The organism is Nostoc sp., from assembly GCF_036916655.1.
Lineage (GTDB): Bacteria > Cyanobacteriota > Cyanobacteriia > Cyanobacteriales > Nostocaceae > Nostoc.
On the sequence record NZ_JBALFY010000064.1, the window covers coordinates 1 to 16,963 of the forward strand.

Genomic DNA, 16,963 nt, shown 5'->3' on the forward strand with positions numbered 1-16,963 from the left:
AGGATGAATGTCGGATTCGTTCTCTGCACAGCCCACAGAATTTTTCTTTGCTACGTCGCATTGCTCTTAATGCCTTAGAGCGAGAATCCTCTTTCGGCCGCAGTATTCGCCAAAAGTCACGGCGAGCCGCGATGAATGATCAGTATATGATTTCTGTGTTGGTGGCAGCTCTTCCAAACTCAACACTCTCCTAGAACCCCACTATCAATAGGGTTTGAGATGCGCTAACCCTGGTATTATGCTTTGGCTAACGCACCCCACAAGATCAAGCGATCGCTTTATTGGCATATTTACAGAAACCATTTAAATATTAGACTGAGGAGTGAAAAAGAATGTAGAGACGCGTTAGTGCAGCATAGTCTAATTTTGCGTCTCTAGAAGGATTTTATAATTTTGAATTATCAACTCTCCCTTTTCTCTTGCCGTTCTTTGAGTTTCAGCATGATTTCTGCGTGCATCTCGCGAGTAATTGGGTAAAAATACGTTAAAATCAAGCCCAGAATCAAACAAACTGTAGGTATGGGGCCGACGGCAACGCGAATCGCAAACAGTGCCGATGCCGGCTGAATGGGCGATGGACTTCCGGCTACAGATGCTTGAAAACCGGCTACTTGCAAAGCATTTCCCACCAAAAACAGCCCGAAAGCTAAACCAAATTTTTGCAGCAAAACCATGAAGCCATAAAAAATGCCTTCTCTGCGTTGTCCGGTTTGGAGTTCATCTAATTCAATCACATCTGGAATCATCGACCAGGGAATTAGATAAGCTGTAGATACGCCAAAACCTGCCATCACAGCCATCACATACATCAAAACTATTTGACCAGGTTGTAAGAAAAATAGTCCGGCGGCGGCTATAATCCATAAACTCATTCCCAGAAAATAAACAACTTTTTTCCCGAATTTTTTACTCAGCGCCCCCCAGACAAATAGCATTAGTAAGGCAGTTCCTTGTACTGCAATCAGTATCGTCGGGACATCTGATTCTTTGAGACCCATGCAATTTACTACAAAATAGGGAATAATACTGGCTGTAATTTGCACACCTAGCCAAGAAAAAAGATATATACCAATAACAAATAGAAAAGGTCGGTTGCTAAAGACAATTTTTAGCTGTTCCAAGAAGGGGAGAGATGCAGGTTCCTCAGCTTGGATGCGTTTGGACTCAAAAGCCATGATGCGATCGCGGACTCCAAAAACGCACCAATATAATCCTAAAATTGAAATTACCGTACAAATTGCTGCTAAAACGAGATATGCTTGTTGGCGATCGGCAATCTGCGAAAAAACAATTAGTGCTAAAATCAATGACAGAATGCTACCACCAATGGAAAATGTAAAGCGAAAACTGTTAAGGCTGGTGCGTTCGTCGTAATCTTGAGTTAATTCTGGAGTCATTGCTGTATAAGGCAAATTCACAACGGTGTAAAGGGACTGAGATAGAATCCCAATCGCTACGTAATACCAGAACAGCGGCCAAATATTATTACTATGATTTGCACTAAATTGCGGTACAATCCACTGCAAGAAAAAGAAAATTCCAAAAGGGATTGCTCCATAAAACATCCAAGGAAGACGACGACCCCAGCGACGAGATTTCGTTTTATCACTCAGGAACCCAACAAGCGGATCGTTTACACCATCCCAGATTTTGCTAATCATCAAAATGCTGCCAGCTAAACCCGCAGGGATACCAGCGATATTGGTAAAGAAAAACAGCAGATAAAAGACGGAGATATTTGCAGTGATTGCTGGGCCTAAATCTCCAGCACCGTAAGCCAGCTTTGTTTTTAAGTCGAGTTTTTTACTGAGAATATCTCGTTGGGCATCGCCATCAGCAGCAGAATCGTTCATAATAACTTGCACTCATACTAAGATAAATTTGCAATCGCCATCAATACTAGCTATCTACCACTCCCGTTAGCCTTATGCCAGACCTTTATGTTTCTTGGTCAGATTATCACCAAAAAATTGAACAACTGGCTATTCAGATTTATGAATCCGGTTGGAAATTTAACCAGATTATCTGTCTTGCTAGAGGAGGACTAAGAGTTGGAGATATTCTTTCTCGCATATACCAGCAACCACTGGCAATTTTAGCAACATCATCTTACAGTGGCCCTGGTAAACAAGATAGAAGTAATTTAATTTTCTCGCGCCACTTAACAATGACTGCTGAAAAGTTGGGTTCGCACATTCTTCTAGTGGATGACTTAGTAGACTCTGGGGTAACACTAAAACAGACTATACCTTGGCTTCAGCAATATAGTGATTTCCCCATTGAGGAAATTCGCACTGCCGTACTTTGGTATAAAGCCTGTTCAGTTCTAAAACCCGATTACTATGTCGATTACTTGGCTAACAATCCCTGGATTCACCAACCCTTTGAACACTACGAGCAGATGAACCCCGCAGAACTAGCGGCTAAGGCGAGTTAAGAAGGCAGGAGGCAGGAGGTAGGCTGTTGACTTTGTTGGTTTTACTGAATTACGTTAGCGTAGCGGTAACAAGTCCGCGTACCCCTGCGGGAAAGCAAGCTACGCGCGGCGTCTTGTAGAGAGCGTCATTACGAATTACGAATTACGAATTACGAATTATTTTAATGAGCCGTTTTTTTGTCGCCCTTTTACCACCGCAAGATATTCAAGATTACGCCAACCAGGTTAAACAGTATTTTGCCGATCGCTATGCTAGTAGCGGGGCGTTAAAGTCTCCGCCTCATATTACCCTGCAACCGCCCTTTGAATGGGCAGATGCTAACCTGTCACTGCTAGAAACATCTTTAAAAGAGTTTGCTAGTGGACAACAGCCAGTAGCAATTACACTCAAGGGGTTTAGTGCCTTTGTGCCTCGCGTCATATACATAAATGTAGTTAGAAGTCAAGAGATTTTAAATTTACAAGCTGATTTAATGGCTTATACAGAAAGCAACTTGGGAATTGTTGACAAGGTTTCTAAAACTCGCCCTTTTTCACCTCATATAACGGTTGCGTTTCGGGATTTAACAAAGCAGAATTTTAAAGCTGCTTGGCCAGAATTTGAAAAGCGTCAGTTGGATTTTGAGTTTACCGCCGACAAATTAACGCTACTACTTCACGACGGTAGGCGCTGGAATGTTAAATCGGAGTTTGCTTTTGCTGATGATGGTTTAATTCTCAGTCTATAATCTCTGAGCCAATAGAGCGATCGCTCTATTGGCTCAGATTCGCGTTCGGGTAGCACAGCTGTATAACCTACTGCGTAGTATCATCAATAGTTGAGGAGAAGCGATCGCGATCGCCCTTTCTTTTTCTCGGTGTGTAGTCGCCTACGCCAAACGTCACACATCATCTAACTTTTGGAACGCCTTGCAAACAAGAAATGTTAGATTTATTTATTTCTACTTACCTAATTTTTGTAAACCAAGATACATTAAATGGTAGTTTAATCGCAAAGGAACCAAAACGTATGTCCGTTAGTAGCCCTGAAGTCATCCGTCATATATTGATTGGGCTGGGATATTTAGCTCCTGAGATTGATCCTAAGCCGGATCTCACTAAATTTGCTCCCTGGAAGCGGAATAACAACTCCTTGACGGACGATCCGACTGAAGAAGCTATTAAAAAGTTTCAGAAACAGTACCCACAGAAACTTGCGGTTAATGGTAATGCTGATGCCGAGACTCGAACTGTAATCGAAGATACAGTCAAAGGGCTTCAGAATAGATTGAAGTTTCACGGTTTTGCAACCAATGCCGAAATTCCTCCTGACAAGCCTTTTTATGGCCCAGCTACTTATACAGCAGTTAAGAGATTTCAGAAATCTCAGGGTTTAACTGAAAATGGTATTGCTACTATTGAACAGCGTCAAATTCTACAGCAACCGAGTCTCACAGATAAGCCCCCAACTCCACCTCAGTCACAACTCAAGCTGATAGATTTGTGCTTTCAATTCAAAAAAAATCCTCAAAATCCTTCTTACATTGCAGCGTTAAATAACTTACAACAAAATTTACCCAAGGATGTTTTAAACAAAGTTACTAACAAATGGAGGGGAACAAACGATCAAAACCCTGAGATTGTCAAGCTGACAAATCTTTTTACTTATTATGATGACAACAATGCAAACCATCGTGATGCACTAAATCACTTACAAAGTCAGATTACTCCAGCCATTTCTCAAGCATTTTTAAATCTCTGGAATAAGAAGTAAACAAATGGGACATACAGCAGTGAATAGAGAACAGGGGAAATTTATACCTCATTTCCCGGAAATCTGCTGTATTTCGCGTTTCTTATAGGCAATGAAATCAGTTTAGATGTTGGGCTAGAGAGTTTCTACACAGACACAAATGGACATCAACGAAAATCGGCGAGCGACTATCCCAGACACGTCTCTTGTTGGTATGTATAGCAACAAACAAGGAGGTTAGGACATTAACTGATGATAAAACCTATATACAAACAGACTTTCAACCCAGTCCCCAGTCCCCAGTCCCCAGTCCCCAGTCCCCAGCTATAATTCTCGCGGATTTTCGTTGATTTTGGATTAGTCCACGGAGGTGGGCTTTGTTGGTGTAGTAGTGATTTCAATCCCTCAAAGACTTCCGTGTATACCGTAGCCTTTTAGGAGAAAGAAATAGAAGAGACTTTTTCCAGATACCGTGAAAAGTCAGAGATGCGATCGCAGTTAGGGGAAATTGCCCCCGAATTGTTCGGTTCTACCACTGTCATCAGTACACAAATAGCTATAACCTCTTAGGTAGTAGTGAAATGTCTACCCTAGACGCTGTTAGTCGCTCTTGAATTAAGGGGTGAAAACCTGTGTACGAATGGATATTGCCAAGCCTGAGCGAAATCTTGGCTGAAAATCAATCAAGTGTGGCTGAATCTTCACCTGCTAAAGCAGAGCAGCAATGGCGTGTCAGCCTCGCAGCGACAGAACATTTGCTATTAAATACTTTAGCATCTGATTCAGTTGACACAATCCAAGGATTAGTTTTAGCTGCACCAGCACCTTTATTTAGTCAACCAAAACTGATTCAAAGTTTACAAACAGTAACTTTTACAGCAAAACCATTTAATCCCTTGGCACTAATGCCATTTCAGATGCCAGGTGTGATGTCTGCTGCGGATTACACGAACGCGTATGTAAATGAAGAAATTGCTCCCCATGAATCGGTACTTCCTTTACTATCTGCCGATCCGCTAGGAGCAGAACAATTTTGCTTAGTTTTTACAGATAAATTTAGATTAGTACTGGTTTTAGCAACCCACAAAAACGGTAAAAAAACCTTTTCATTTTCTTTTGAGCCAGAAGTAGTGCAACAGGCTTGGCGATCGCTAGGGACACGAGTAATGCTGGCTAATCCAGAATTTTTCGCTCGCCTGGATGCATTAGTAGAAGAGTATTCCCCGGTAGCACCAGACTACCGTATCATGATTCAGTTTAGCCAGTTGTTGCTTCAGAAATTAACAGAACCAGAAGAAACTAGGGACTCTTTACTAGGAACTGGGGATAAGGCGGACAAGGAGAATAACCAATCCCCAATGCCCAATCCCCAATCCCCAAATCCTGATGTAGAATTGCTCCAAGCCTTCGCTCACGAAGTTCGTACACCTTTAACAACTATTCGCACCATGACTCGTCTACTACTGAAACGGCGAGACTTAGATGCTAGCGTGATCAATCGCTTAAAAATTATCGATCACGAGTGTACCGAGCAAATTGACCGCATGGAGTTGCTGTTTAAGGCAGCAGAATTGGAAACTACTACCTCAACAAAATCATCAAAAACTCAACTCACACCGATGTCTTTAGATCAAGTGTTGCAGCAGAGTATTCCCCGTTGGGAACAAGCAGCACATCGGCGGAACTTAACTTTAAATGTTGTTTTACCTCAGCAACTACCAACAGTAGTGAGTAATCCCACCATGCTAGATCAGGTACTCACTGGTTTGATGGAAAATTTTACTCGCAGTTTACCTGCTGGCAGCCATATTCAAGTACAGGTTATTCCAGCTGGAGATCAACTGAAATTACAATTATCGCCCCAATTCGGCTGCAAAGATTCAAATAAAGCTGCCACACCTGCAACGCCACCAATTCGTAAAGCTCTGGGTCAATTGCTAATGTTTCAACCAGAAACAGGTACGATTAGTTTGAATATCGCCGCAACCAAGCATTTGTTTCAGGCGATCGGTGGCAAACTGATTGTGCGTCAGCGTCCACATTATGGGGAAGTTTTGACGATTTTCCTGCCTTTAGAAGTTAGCAATAAACAGAAACCAGTAGTCAGAAATTAGACATCCAGTGAAAAAAAATATAGAGACGCGTAAAAAGTAAAGTAGAATTTCGTGTCTCTACAAGGGTTTTGGATAAGTTTCTAGATTAGGCATATCTAATTTCACTAAATGTCTACTATATAAACCAATTTCCATCAGCAGATTGAATTTATTGAAAGGATTGGGACTACAGAGCTTATGTCATAGAAGGATAATTCTGTTACAAATTGCGTTACCAATGTCTCACTAATAGTCAGATGGGTTTATGATTGTAATTAAATTAAGTCTCCTTACACCACACTAAAAAGCCGTAAAATTGTTTAAATTTTCACGGCTTTTATTTTCCAATTGTAGATAAAGATTTTGAATGGATTAGGTAGGCTTTTGAGCGCGCCATTATAAATATTTGAAGAGTTTATAGCGATTTGCTAAAAATTTACACTGTCCCCCAATAAAGAGGACAGTGTAGGTAATTTACGCCATTAAAGTGACAGTTTAGCGAAACATACTACTGACTGAAGTATCTTCATGAATCCGCCAAATAGTTTCTCCTAACAGATTAGCTACTGACAGTACCACTAGTTGGGGAAAACGATTGTTTTCTGGTATGGGAATCGTATTTGTCACAATAACTTCCTCAAATAACCCACTGGATAATCGCTCCATCGCTGGTGGAGAGAACACCGCATGAGTTGCACAGGCATATACCTGACGCGCTCCTTCTTCACGCAGCAATCGCGCTCCTTCAGCGATCGTGCCCCCAGTATCAATCATGTCATCCACTAAGACTGCTGTTTTGCCCCTAACATCACCGATGACATTTAACACTTCTGCAACATTATGTGCCTGACGACGTTTGTCAATAATCGCCAATGGGGCATCACCCAGTTTTTTCGCAAATGCCCTGGCTCTTGCTACACCACCAACATCAGGAGAAACAACTACCAGATCGGGTAATTGTTTGCTTGCTAGGTAATCCAGCAATACTGGTGAACCGTAAACATGGTCAAAGGGTATATCGAAATAGCCTTGAATCTGAGCCGAGTGTAAATCCATTGCTAGAACGCGATTGGCACCGGCTTCAGTGATCAAGTTAGCAACCAGCTTGGCAGTTATTGACTCTCGTCCTGCTGTTTTGCGATCGGCACGAGCATAGCCATAGTAGGGAATTACTGCTGTTACCTGTCGCGCCGAAGCCCGACGACAGGCGTCAACCATAATCAATAATTCCATCAAATGATCGTTTACGGGTTGACAACATGGCTGGATTAAATAGACATCACAACCCCGAATCGATTCTTGGATTTGAACGTAAAGTTCACCATCCGCAAATCTTTTGCGAATCATTGGCCCCAAGTCCATACCCACATAACGAGCGACTTCTTGAGACAGATGTATGTTGGCAGAGCCAGAAAACAGCCGCAGACGATGATTATCGTTCAGTCCTGTTGTAGATGGTTGCACTTTGAAAGTTGCAGAACTGAGTACAGCAGATCCTCTATGTGCATTCATAGTAATATTATCATTAGAGATTTAATAGATTTAACCGAGAAACAGCCTAAAAAAACATCTGTGAGTTTTGTTAAAGCTTCCATACAAAATTTAAACATTTCTGCATAAAATTATCAAATTATCATTCGCTAATTATTTAGTCTTCTTGGCAAATAAGGTATTGATAGCTTAACTGTCATCAATTTCATCCACTAAGTCTATAGTTCAATTTTTTTAGGTTGAGGTAAATAATCCCAATCGCTTAAACATTGTGGTGGTAAGTTTTTCTAACTATCTTATTTATAGCTGGCAGTAAAGCATTTAGAACTTAATGAGTTTATTCTCATAACAGTATAGCACCTATTATTAAGTACAACAAATGTACTTTTTGTTCTATATATTACGCATCGATCAAAACGATAATCAATTGCGAAGTCTAAAAGAGTTAGCAGCGCCCAAAACTCACCTACGTACAAGCCAGTTTTTAGATAAAGATTGGATAAAGCTTGAATAAAGATTAAATAAAAAAAAAATTTGATACCAAAATAAAGGTAGTATGCTATTGGGAAAACTTTGTAAGTATTTTTACTAAAAAAATCTATTATTAATAAATCTAAAGGAAGTTGTTGAATCTAAATTCTCTTGAGATATAGAAGCGGTAGGCATACTTATGGACTCTAGGCGTACTTCAGTAGTAGAAAAATCTTTAACTGCCATAGCAACTAATTCCAAGAAGTCAGGGCACTACTTAGCTGCCATACGACCGCGACAATGGACGAAAAACCTGGTGGTGTTTGCAGCACCATTGTTCGCATTTAGTATCAATGTGCAATCTCTGCTGGGTAGCTTATTGGCATTTGTATTATTTTGCTGTGCATCAAGTGGCTTCTACTTAATCAATGACATCGTAGATGTAGAATCTGACCGTCAACACCCTGTAAAGTGTAAGCGTCCAATAGCCGCTGGATTAGTTAGTATCCCTGTTGCGACTGTGATGGCATTGCTACTTTTAGGTGGTGCCCTAATTTTCGGGTGGTTGCGATCGCCCCATTTGGGTGCAGCGATAACTGCATACGCCCTGTTACAAGTTGCCTATAATCTGCGACTCAAACGGATGGTAATTTTGGATGTTGGGGCGATCGCTACCGGATTTGTGCTACGAGCTTATGCCGGCGCTGCTGCTACCAGTATTACTTTGTCATCTTGGTTTTTAATGTGTACTGCAATGTTGGCGCTATTTCTAGGTATTGAAAAACGCAAAGCAGAACTACGGTTAGCACAACTTAAAGGCAATAAGCCTCGCTCTGTTCTCAAATACTATTCCTTGCCTCTGCTGGGTCGCATGGAAAATGTTGTCACCACAGGCACAGTTCTCACCTATGCTCTTTGGAGTTCCGGGCCCTATCTACATGGAGCGCCCACCTCTTGGATGCTACTGACTTTACCGTTTGTGTTGTATGGAATTTTTCGCTATCAACTACTGAGCGATCCCCAAGAGATTAGTACTTACAGCGACAACGATCATCCAGAGCAAGGTGGACGTAGTGAACGCCCAGAAGAAGTTTTATTGAAAGACTTGCCGATACTAATCACAGTTATTGGTTGGATTATCACATGCTTTTTGATTCTCTGGTTGAGAAAGCAAGGGATGATTGAATAAATCTTACAGGAGAAGCCACTAGCAGTTAGTCTACCCGATCAAGCTTGTAACTGTTTCACCCTAACAAGTTGTATGAATAGTTTTAGCCTTGCTGACGAGATGAAACTACCTTGTCAAAAAATGTCTGGACTTGCTGCACTAAAAACGCGCTATCGTCCATTCATTTGTCCGCTTGATATGGTTCTGGCCAAGATTCCCGAAGGCGCACGTCTTTATGATATTGGCTGCGGTACAGGAGCATTACTTTATCTGGCTTTAAAGTTGCGTTCAGTAAAAGTAGCTCATGGTTATGATATTTCACGTGAAGCTGTGAAAGCTTCTGAGGCTTTTGCAATGAAATCTGAAATTTTTCAGGTCAGGCATTTGCATCCAGAAGAAACACCACCAGATTTGCATGGATATGACACTGTAACTATGATTGACGTTCTCCACCACATTCCTCCAAAATTACAAGACGATTTTCTCCGTAAAATAATTTCGCAGATGGATTCGGGAGCAAGGCTGATTATTAAAGACATTGAGGCATCCAAGATTATTGGGTCTTTTATGAATCAGCTTCATGACTTATTACTGGCGAGAGAATGGGTTCACCAACGCCGAAGTAGCGATCTTGTTCAGGTTTTTCAATCAATGGGAGCTACAGTTAGTCGTCCAATTCTCCGTTGGACTCTTTGGTATCCACACTTTCAAATTGTGGTATTAGTACCTTAAAGCACTTCCAAATAAAAAAATCTCAAATTTTCTTGTTGATGGGTGTTCGCATTCCCTGCCGCGACGCAAACACCCATCCCATATTCAGGGCATGCAGAACCGAGAGCAACACATCGACTCTTCTCTACGAGACTCTCTGTGTGCGTAGCTTTCTTCCACAAAGTGCTACTACACAAGTTGGATAGTAAGCCTGTCGAACTGCTCAGTACAAGTCAGTCAAACGCTGCCCACCCCACAAGAAGGATAATTTATTTATTGGAAGTCCCTAAAGGTCTGATGGGAGGAAACTTGACGGAATTTGTAGATGAAAAATCCCACAGCTATTTTCAGAAAACTCTTCAGCACCTTTATCTCCTGGCTGCATTTGCTCATTCAGGGAAACAACCAACCAGGTTTTAAAAAGAACCACCACAGACTACCACAACAAGTCTATACATTGGCAAGTATCGAAATTGAGTGGCTAAAAACATGTAAAATTCAAGGGATAATCCTGGATTTAGACAACACTATTGTTTCAGAAGACGATCGCTACCTATCTCCTTATGCAGAAAATTGGATTAAGCAAGCAAAGTTAGCCGGATTGCAATTTTTTATCCTCTCAAATGGGAAACGTCGCTATCGCGTCAAATATTGGTCTCATCGCCTTGATATTCCAGCACTCAGTCCGGCGAAAAAACCCTTTCCCCATGCATTTCGACAGGCAAAAGATTATATGAAGTTACCAGCAAAACAAATACTCGTCATTGGTGATAGTTTACATACTGATTTTGTGGGAGCATTAATTTGTAGATGTGGCTTCATCCAAGTCGCTAGCCTACCGCACCCGCCCCGATGGTGGGAAAAATTTGCTGGTAAATGGCTGCAAATACCTTATCCATCTGGAGGAGAGCTTTGGGATTTTGACGATACTACTGGCTATGAGAGTTTCTTCTAAATTGTTCTTTTCATCAAAAAATATCACTTTGTAAATTGAGTAAATTTTAATTATGAATAACCAGATAGTTTTTAGCTTGCTGATTTTAATCACGGTGGGGTTAAACACACTGGCTCAAAATCTATTGAAACTAGGAGCAGGACAAAATCCATTAAATATCTATTTAATGGCAGGGATTTTGAGTTATGGTTTAAGTGCGGTTTTTTATGTAATAGTTTTAGGCAAACTGAATTTATCTGTTGCCTATCCATTAGTAATAGGATTAACTATTATAGTTACAATGATTACTGGATCTGTAATTTTGAAAGAAAAAATCTTAATTTCCCAATGGTTAGGAGCAGGTTTGGTGTTAAGTGGTATCTGGGCAATCGCTTTAGGTAAACATTGACTATAAAAAAACTAAATTATGTAAGAACTAAAAGTGCCAGGACGTAAAACAAATGATGATGACAATCAAAAATCAGAGATGGTCTAAATATTATATCTCTATTTTAATATTGGTTTTTTTGAGTGCTTTACTTCGCTTTTTTATGCTGTCAAACCAGAGTCTTTGGTACGATGAAGGCTTGACCTTAACTAATTCTGATGTCTCGACTCTTCAAGAGAGTATTGAAAGGGTTAGAAACATCGGCAATAGTGATAGGTTTCAGCCACTATACTTTATAGTTATGTTTTGGTGGCGTCAGCTATTTGGCGAAAGTGAATTTGCCCTTCGCTCGCTCTCTACTATTTTAGGTATTGGCTCAAATGTCATTCTATTCTTTACTGCTTTGCAGATATATGGTAAAAAGCATGCCTTCTGGACTCTGGTAATTTTGACATTCAGTTCTTTCTGTGTCAACTACAGCCAAGAAGCAAGAATTTATTCCTTGGCAATGTTTATCGCCTCACTTCAATTATATTTCTTTAGCAAAGTATTAGTTAAAAATCAAGCTCATCAAAATACTTCAAAATGGCTGTTTAGTATTTTTACTGCCTTAGGGGTTTTTAGTAACATTACTATGTGGCTTTTTACTACAGCCTTATGTGTATCTCATATTGCCATCTATAGAAATTTCAAGCAATGGCTACAATGGTGGCTTCCTGCTGCGTTTTTATCTATACCGTCAGTTATATATCACCTGACTTTACCTGGAGCAACCGACCCCGAAACAATTCCAATTAATCGTTTGGGATTACCCATAATCCAAAATATTCTTTTTGTGTTAAATGGAATTTTGGTGGGAACAACCTATGGCCCTTCAATGGAGCAGCTGCGCGGCGACGATAGAGTGCAAGTTATGCTTAGTTACTGGCCTCAACTACTTGTATTATTAATTGTCGGTATTGTAATTTTATTGGCTTTAGTAAGAGTTTTATTGATACACAAGAAAAAGGGCAGAATTCAACATCCTGATTACTTTTTTACTTCTGTTTTTATCCTAGCATTTTTGCTGGGATTGCTCTTAGCTATAGTCGCCAAAACTAATTGGGTGCCTCGTCACTCCTATTATCTTTGGTTACCACTTGCCATACTTCTCCCATCGGTTTTGAGTCAAAGACCTAGTATCACATCAAAGCGCTATGGAGTGTCTCAGTTGGCTCAAATTGCTGTCATTTCTCTGATAGTTATGAATATTTATTCTCTTGGTAACTACTACTTCAATGCAGACTATCAGAGAGATGACTATCGTTCTGCTGTCCAATACCTGATAAAAAATCGCTCTTCTTCTACAGAATCTGTATTTTTATTTGCTAATCCCAGATTATTTGAATATTACGGTGACAGTTTCACTCGGGATGCAAGAAATTTGGGGGATCGGTTAAAAGATGAAATCTCGAATGAAAATTCTGCTAAAAAAATTGAAAAATTAACAAATAATAAGGATAAGGAAGTCTCTACTGAAAATTTTGCTGAAGAAATTGAAAAATTAACAAATAATAAGGATACCGTTCTTCTGACAATTAATCGTGATTATCAATTTCCTAAAGGGTTGATTGAAAGAAAAATGAGTAGTTTGTATAAGCTGGATTCTCAAGTTGATTTTGCATATTTTAAAATATATCGTTTTGTCAAGAAGAAAAATTGAATTGGGGGATTGGAGGCTCTGAAAGTTATGGAGTAAAAAACAACCTTGCTCTGGTGGGTGTGTACTTGTTAGGTATAGTAGAATATTGCGGCAGGTAACTGTCAGTCGCCTCTTGGACTTAATCTTTGTGGGTGACTTCTTCTTCAGTTGCTACTACACTCAATCAATCGATCATGCAACCACCCATTACAGTTGGTACTGTCTTGCAAAACCGTTACCGCATAATTCAAATTCTCGGACAAGGAGGATTTGGTAGAACCTATCTGGCAGAAGACCAGAGGCGCTTTAACGAACTTTGCGCGATCAAAGAATTGACTTCAACAGCAACAGGGGCTTTAGCTTGGGAGAAGGCACAAGAGCTTTTTCACAGAGAGGCTGCCATTTTATATCAAATCGAACACCCACAAGTCCCTAAATTTCGGGAAAGATTTGAGCAAGATCAACGCTTATTTTTGGTGGAGGACTACGTTGCAGGTCAGACGTACCGGACTCTGCTAGCTGAACGTCAAGCTGTGGGTCAAACTTTTACAGAGGCAGAAGTATTACAGCTAATAGAGTTGTTGCTGCCTGTTTTAGAGCATATTCACAGTCGAGGGATTATTCACCGAGATATCTCGCCAGAAAATATTATTTTGCGAGATAGTGACGCGAAACCTGTGTTAATTGACTTTGGGGTAGTCAAAGAACTAGCAACGCGTTTACGATCGCCAGATAGTGCCCTGCCAGAAACCACAGTGGGAAAATTAGGCTACTCTCCTAGCGAACAAATGCAAACAGGGGGAGCTTATCCTAGCAGTGATTTGTATGCCTTAGCGGTAAGCGCGATCGTTTTGCTGACTGGTAAAGAACCAAAGGATTTATTTGATGAAAACCAACTAACCTGGAATTGGCAGCAGTGGGTAAAAGTGAATCCGCGATTTGCTATAGTGTTGAATCGGATGTTGAATCATATACCGAGCGATCGCTATCAAAGTGCTGCTAGTGTATTGCAAGCACTGCAACCTTTACAGCAACCGAGTCTTCCTCCTCTGAATGTCTCCAACTTACAGACAATGGCTGTTGGTCGTCGTCCTGACTTAGTACCACCACCAGCTTTGTCTCAGAAACCCAATCCTGTGATTCCACCAAGCACCACTAACTCAATTTTAGATAATCCTTTAGCGATTACCGCAATTGGCAGCGCTGTCGTGATTATCGCCGGATTCGGCTCTTGGGCGCTGGTAAGTACCATCCGCAGTCAACCGAAAACACCAATTGAAACGCCTCCACAAAATTTCCCTTCCCCAGTGATTCCTGGTGGCACTACACCCACACTTACAGCTACACCCACACCTAGCAGCAATCAATCTGTTGTACCTAGTAAACGCCTCAATCTGGGAGCATCTAATAACACAGCCACGGTTAACGATACTCTGAAAACAAATCAAATAATCAGGTACACTTTTTTCGGGCAAAAAGATGACAAGCTAACTGCCTTTCTTGACCCAGGAAGCAACATTTTGTTAACAGTCTTCAGTCCCAATCAACAACCAATTGATATTAATGCCCAACAAGTAACAGCATATCAAGGCATATTGCTGGTTACTGGTAGATATACTATTGAGTTAACTCTGGTTCCAGGAATTACCGAAAGCAATTACAACCTGAATGTTGCATTAGAAAAACTAGTTAAACCAACACCGACAGCAACACCCTTGCCAATACCCACAGAGAAACCCTTGCCGATTCCCACAGAGAAACCCTTGCCGATTCCCACAGAGACACCCTTGCCGATTCCCACAGAAACACCTTTGCCAATACCCACAGAAACGCCCTTACCAATACCCACAGAAACACCCTTGCCAATTCCTACCACTATTGAAACGCCAACTTTGCCACCGACTGATGGAACACAACCATTTTCTGGTCAAAGAAATTAATGTTAAACACACTACTAATTACTGGAACTGATACGGAAGCTGGTAAAACTGTTTTAACAACAGCATTAGCAGCCTATTGGCAAAAATATTACCCGCAGCGTAGCTGGGGAATCATGAAACCGATTCAATCGGGAATTGGTGATCGCGAGTGGTATCAAAAGGTATTTGCGCTTGAACAATCTGCTGAAGAAATTACACCTTTGTACTTTCAAGCACCTCTGGCTCCTCCCATAGCAGCAGCACGGGAAAATCGCCAAATAGATTTAGCATTGGTGTGGCAAGCTTTGTCTAAGTTGCGATCGCACCGTGATTTTGTGCTTGTAGAAGCCTTGGGAGGGTTGGGTTCGCCAATCACAGAGGAATTAACGGTAGCTGATTTGGCAGGGGAATGGCGTTTACCAACGGTATTAATAGTACCAGTGAGATTAGGTGCGATCGCTCAAGCAGTGGCAAATGTAGCATTAGCTAGACAATCGCGCGTCAATCTCAAAGGTATTGTTCTGAACTGCGTACAACCCCGAACAGATGCAGAAATCGCCGACTGGACACCGCATCGATTGATTCAATCACTTACCAACACACCAGTTTTAGGCTGTTTACCTTATTTAGATAACCTGACTGATTTAGATAAACTTGCTCAAATAGCATCAGATTTAGATTGGGAAACACTGACACTTTAAATTGGGGATTAGGCATTTTGTAGCGATCGCCCAAGCCCTGTTTACAATTGGTGCAGTCATAGTTCTGACATAAGTCGGTAATAGCTTTGTCAAAATGGTAAATGAACCTAACTCTAATGACACACAAGGCAGGATTTACCTGCCTTATTTCATCTTTGGGACTTAGCAAGAAAAGAGTAAATGTCATCCAAGTGCCATATCTTAGTCACAGAAACGTCACTGGCATAAGTTAATTTGTCGGTATTTGATTGAAAGTAAATTATTTACGCCTGATCTGATGATGCTTTCTTTTGCGGTGGCGAGTGTAGTCTGTGGCAACGGTAGTGAAGTAAATCTAGACTTTGCTAGCCTTAGCTGGATTGACGTGATTATTTTAGGCATCGTTCAGGGAATTACAGAACTACTACCAATTAGCAGTACTGCTCATTTGCGGATAGTGCCAACTCTACTGGGGCTGAAAGATCCGGGGTCTGCTTTTTCAGCAGCAATGCAGTTAGCTAGCTTGACGGCTGTTTTAGTCTATTTTTGGCAAGACTTAAAAAAATTAACCGGAGAGACAGTTAGAGCAATTAGCGGGCAAGACTATCAATCTAGTTCTTTACAACTGATGTTAGGTTTATTGGTAGGAACTTTGCCCATTGCTGTGGCTGGTGTGCTACTCAAACCAATTCTTAACTCTTGCAATTCACCAATGCGAGGGTTAGTAGTTATTGGTGCAGCTTCAATTATTATGTCAGGATTGCTGGCGATCGCAGAAAAACAGGGAGGACGCGATCGCACTTTCGATAACCTCACCCTCTGGGATGGCATTTGGGTAGGCGTTGCTCAAGCTTTTGCCCTGATACCTGGCGTTTCTCGCTCTGGTTCTACCCTCACTGCTGGGTTATTTTTGGGCATGAAACGGGAGACATCAGCCCGATTTTCTTTTTTGTTGGGCTTACCAGCCGTGATTTTGGCAGGTGCCGTAGAACTCCACACTCTTACGAAAGCAGGACTGAGTGCAGCTGGTTGGTTAACTTTATTGGTGGGTTTAATCTCCGCCAGCATTTCTGCTTTTTTAGCAATTTGGGGACTCCTACGCTATCTGGAAGAACACAGTACCTTGATTTTTATTTTCTACCGCTTGGCTATGGGTGTATTTTTGATAGTTGCTGTGATGGCTGGATGGTTGCAAAATTGATTTTAACTAATATATAGATATTAGTAGCATCGGAACAAAAACTGCGAACAGAGGTGT

At 41.1% G+C, this 16,963-nt stretch carries 15 protein-coding genes; 13 read left to right on the forward strand and 2 right to left on the reverse strand.

The genetic code is table 11. The features are described from left to right. On the forward strand, window positions 1-194 hold a 194-nt coding region (locus V7L31_RS15455; RefSeq protein ID WP_442944430.1), incomplete at its 5' end, for a transposase. A gap of 207 nt (window positions 195-401) precedes the next feature. On the opposite strand, the gene V7L31_RS15460 is transcribed toward V7L31_RS15455, so the two are convergent. Beyond that, complete coding sequence (locus V7L31_RS15460; protein WP_334697037.1) at window positions 402-1,853, reverse strand: MFS transporter; 1,452 nt, start codon at window positions 1,851-1,853, stop codon at window positions 402-404. Window positions 1,854-1,927: 74 nt separating this feature from the next. Between V7L31_RS15460 and V7L31_RS15465 the strand changes: the two genes are divergently transcribed. The 4 genes from V7L31_RS15465 to V7L31_RS15480 all read left to right on the forward strand — a co-directional run bounded on the left by V7L31_RS15465 (window position 1,928) and on the right by V7L31_RS15480 (window position 6,283). After that, window positions 1,928-2,437: a phosphoribosyltransferase gene (locus V7L31_RS15465; RefSeq protein WP_334697038.1), complete on the forward strand. Its 510-nt coding sequence runs from the start codon at window positions 1,928-1,930 to the stop codon at window positions 2,435-2,437. A 164-nt stretch (window positions 2,438-2,601) separates the two neighbouring features. Next, window positions 2,602-3,165 carry a 2'-5' RNA ligase family protein gene (locus tag V7L31_RS15470; protein WP_334697039.1) on the forward strand — a complete coding sequence of 188 codons (564 nt, stop codon included), beginning with the start codon at window positions 2,602-2,604 and terminating at the stop codon, window positions 3,163-3,165. A 281-nt stretch (window positions 3,166-3,446) separates the two neighbouring features. Next, window positions 3,447-4,190 (forward strand): peptidoglycan-binding domain-containing protein, encoded by a 744-nt coding sequence (locus V7L31_RS15475; protein ID WP_334697040.1) that lies wholly within the window; start codon window positions 3,447-3,449, stop codon window positions 4,188-4,190. Window positions 4,191-4,801: 611 nt separating this feature from the next. After that, entirely contained in the window at window positions 4,802-6,283 is a 1,482-nt protein-coding gene (locus V7L31_RS15480) for a sensor histidine kinase (RefSeq protein WP_334697041.1), read from the forward strand. Between the two features lie 474 nt (window positions 6,284-6,757). Here the strand turns inward: V7L31_RS15480 and V7L31_RS15485 are convergent, their stop codons facing one another. After that, entirely contained in the window at window positions 6,758-7,774 is a 1,017-nt protein-coding gene (locus V7L31_RS15485) for a ribose-phosphate pyrophosphokinase (protein WP_179068697.1), read from the reverse strand. Window positions 7,775-8,423: 649 nt separating this feature from the next. Here V7L31_RS15485 and V7L31_RS15490 point away from each other — a divergent pair. The 8 genes from V7L31_RS15490 to V7L31_RS15525 all read left to right on the forward strand — a co-directional run bounded on the left by V7L31_RS15490 (window position 8,424) and on the right by V7L31_RS15525 (window position 16,906). Continuing rightward, entirely contained in the window at window positions 8,424-9,413 is a 990-nt protein-coding gene (locus V7L31_RS15490; protein WP_334697042.1) for a decaprenyl-phosphate phosphoribosyltransferase, read from the forward strand. 72 nt (window positions 9,414-9,485) lie between these two features. After that, window positions 9,486-10,124 (forward strand): class I SAM-dependent methyltransferase, encoded by a 639-nt coding sequence (locus tag V7L31_RS15495; protein WP_334697043.1) that lies wholly within the window; start codon window positions 9,486-9,488, stop codon window positions 10,122-10,124. 304 nt (window positions 10,125-10,428) lie between these two features. Further along, complete coding sequence (locus V7L31_RS15500) at window positions 10,429-11,058, forward strand: YqeG family HAD IIIA-type phosphatase (protein ID WP_334697044.1); 630 nt, start codon at window positions 10,429-10,431, stop codon at window positions 11,056-11,058. A 52-nt stretch (window positions 11,059-11,110) separates the two neighbouring features. After that, window positions 11,111-11,446, forward strand: a complete 336-nt coding sequence (locus V7L31_RS15505) for an EamA family transporter (protein WP_334697045.1) — start codon at window positions 11,111-11,113, stop codon at window positions 11,444-11,446. Between the two features lie 52 nt (window positions 11,447-11,498). Then, window positions 11,499-13,127, forward strand: a complete 1,629-nt coding sequence (locus V7L31_RS15510; protein ID WP_334697046.1) for a glycosyltransferase family 39 protein — start codon at window positions 11,499-11,501, stop codon at window positions 13,125-13,127. 173 nt (window positions 13,128-13,300) lie between these two features. Further along, complete coding sequence (locus tag V7L31_RS15515) at window positions 13,301-15,046, forward strand: protein kinase domain-containing protein (RefSeq protein WP_334697047.1); 1,746 nt, start codon at window positions 13,301-13,303, stop codon at window positions 15,044-15,046. Then, on the forward strand, window positions 15,046-15,726 hold the full coding sequence (gene bioD / locus V7L31_RS15520; RefSeq protein ID WP_334697048.1) for a dethiobiotin synthase: 681 nt from the start codon (window positions 15,046-15,048) through the stop codon (window positions 15,724-15,726). The genes V7L31_RS15515 and bioD overlap by 1 nt, the downstream gene beginning before the upstream one ends. A gap of 277 nt (window positions 15,727-16,003) precedes the next feature. Continuing rightward, window positions 16,004-16,906 (forward strand): undecaprenyl-diphosphate phosphatase, encoded by a 903-nt coding sequence (locus V7L31_RS15525; RefSeq protein ID WP_334697049.1) that lies wholly within the window; start codon window positions 16,004-16,006, stop codon window positions 16,904-16,906. The last annotated feature ends 57 nt before the right edge of the window (window positions 16,907-16,963 follow it).

Coding starts and splice junctions, on each gene's coding strand:
- V7L31_RS15460 (WP_334697037.1), bottom strand. CDS start 1,853: ATGAACGATTCTGCTGCTGATGGCGATGCCCAACGAGATATTCTCAGT.
- V7L31_RS15465 (WP_334697038.1), top strand. CDS start 1,928: ATGCCAGACCTTTATGTTTCTTGGTCAGATTATCACCAAAAAATTGAA.
- V7L31_RS15470 (WP_334697039.1), top strand. CDS start 2,602: ATGAGCCGTTTTTTTGTCGCCCTTTTACCACCGCAAGATATTCAAGAT.
- V7L31_RS15475 (WP_334697040.1), top strand. CDS start 3,447: ATGTCCGTTAGTAGCCCTGAAGTCATCCGTCATATATTGATTGGGCTG.
- V7L31_RS15485 (WP_179068697.1), bottom strand. CDS start 7,774: ATGAATGCACATAGAGGATCTGCTGTACTCAGTTCTGCAACTTTCAAA.
- V7L31_RS15490 (WP_334697042.1), top strand. CDS start 8,424: ATGGACTCTAGGCGTACTTCAGTAGTAGAAAAATCTTTAACTGCCATA.
- V7L31_RS15495 (WP_334697043.1), top strand. CDS start 9,486: ATGAATAGTTTTAGCCTTGCTGACGAGATGAAACTACCTTGTCAAAAA.
- V7L31_RS15500 (WP_334697044.1), top strand. CDS start 10,429: ATGAAAAATCCCACAGCTATTTTCAGAAAACTCTTCAGCACCTTTATC.
- V7L31_RS15505 (WP_334697045.1), top strand. CDS start 11,111: ATGAATAACCAGATAGTTTTTAGCTTGCTGATTTTAATCACGGTGGGG.
- V7L31_RS15510 (WP_334697046.1), top strand. CDS start 11,499: ATGATGATGACAATCAAAAATCAGAGATGGTCTAAATATTATATCTCT.
- V7L31_RS15515 (WP_334697047.1), top strand. CDS start 13,301: ATGCAACCACCCATTACAGTTGGTACTGTCTTGCAAAACCGTTACCGC.
- bioD (WP_334697048.1), top strand. CDS start 15,046: ATGTTAAACACACTACTAATTACTGGAACTGATACGGAAGCTGGTAAA.
- V7L31_RS15525 (WP_334697049.1), top strand. CDS start 16,004: ATGATGCTTTCTTTTGCGGTGGCGAGTGTAGTCTGTGGCAACGGTAGT.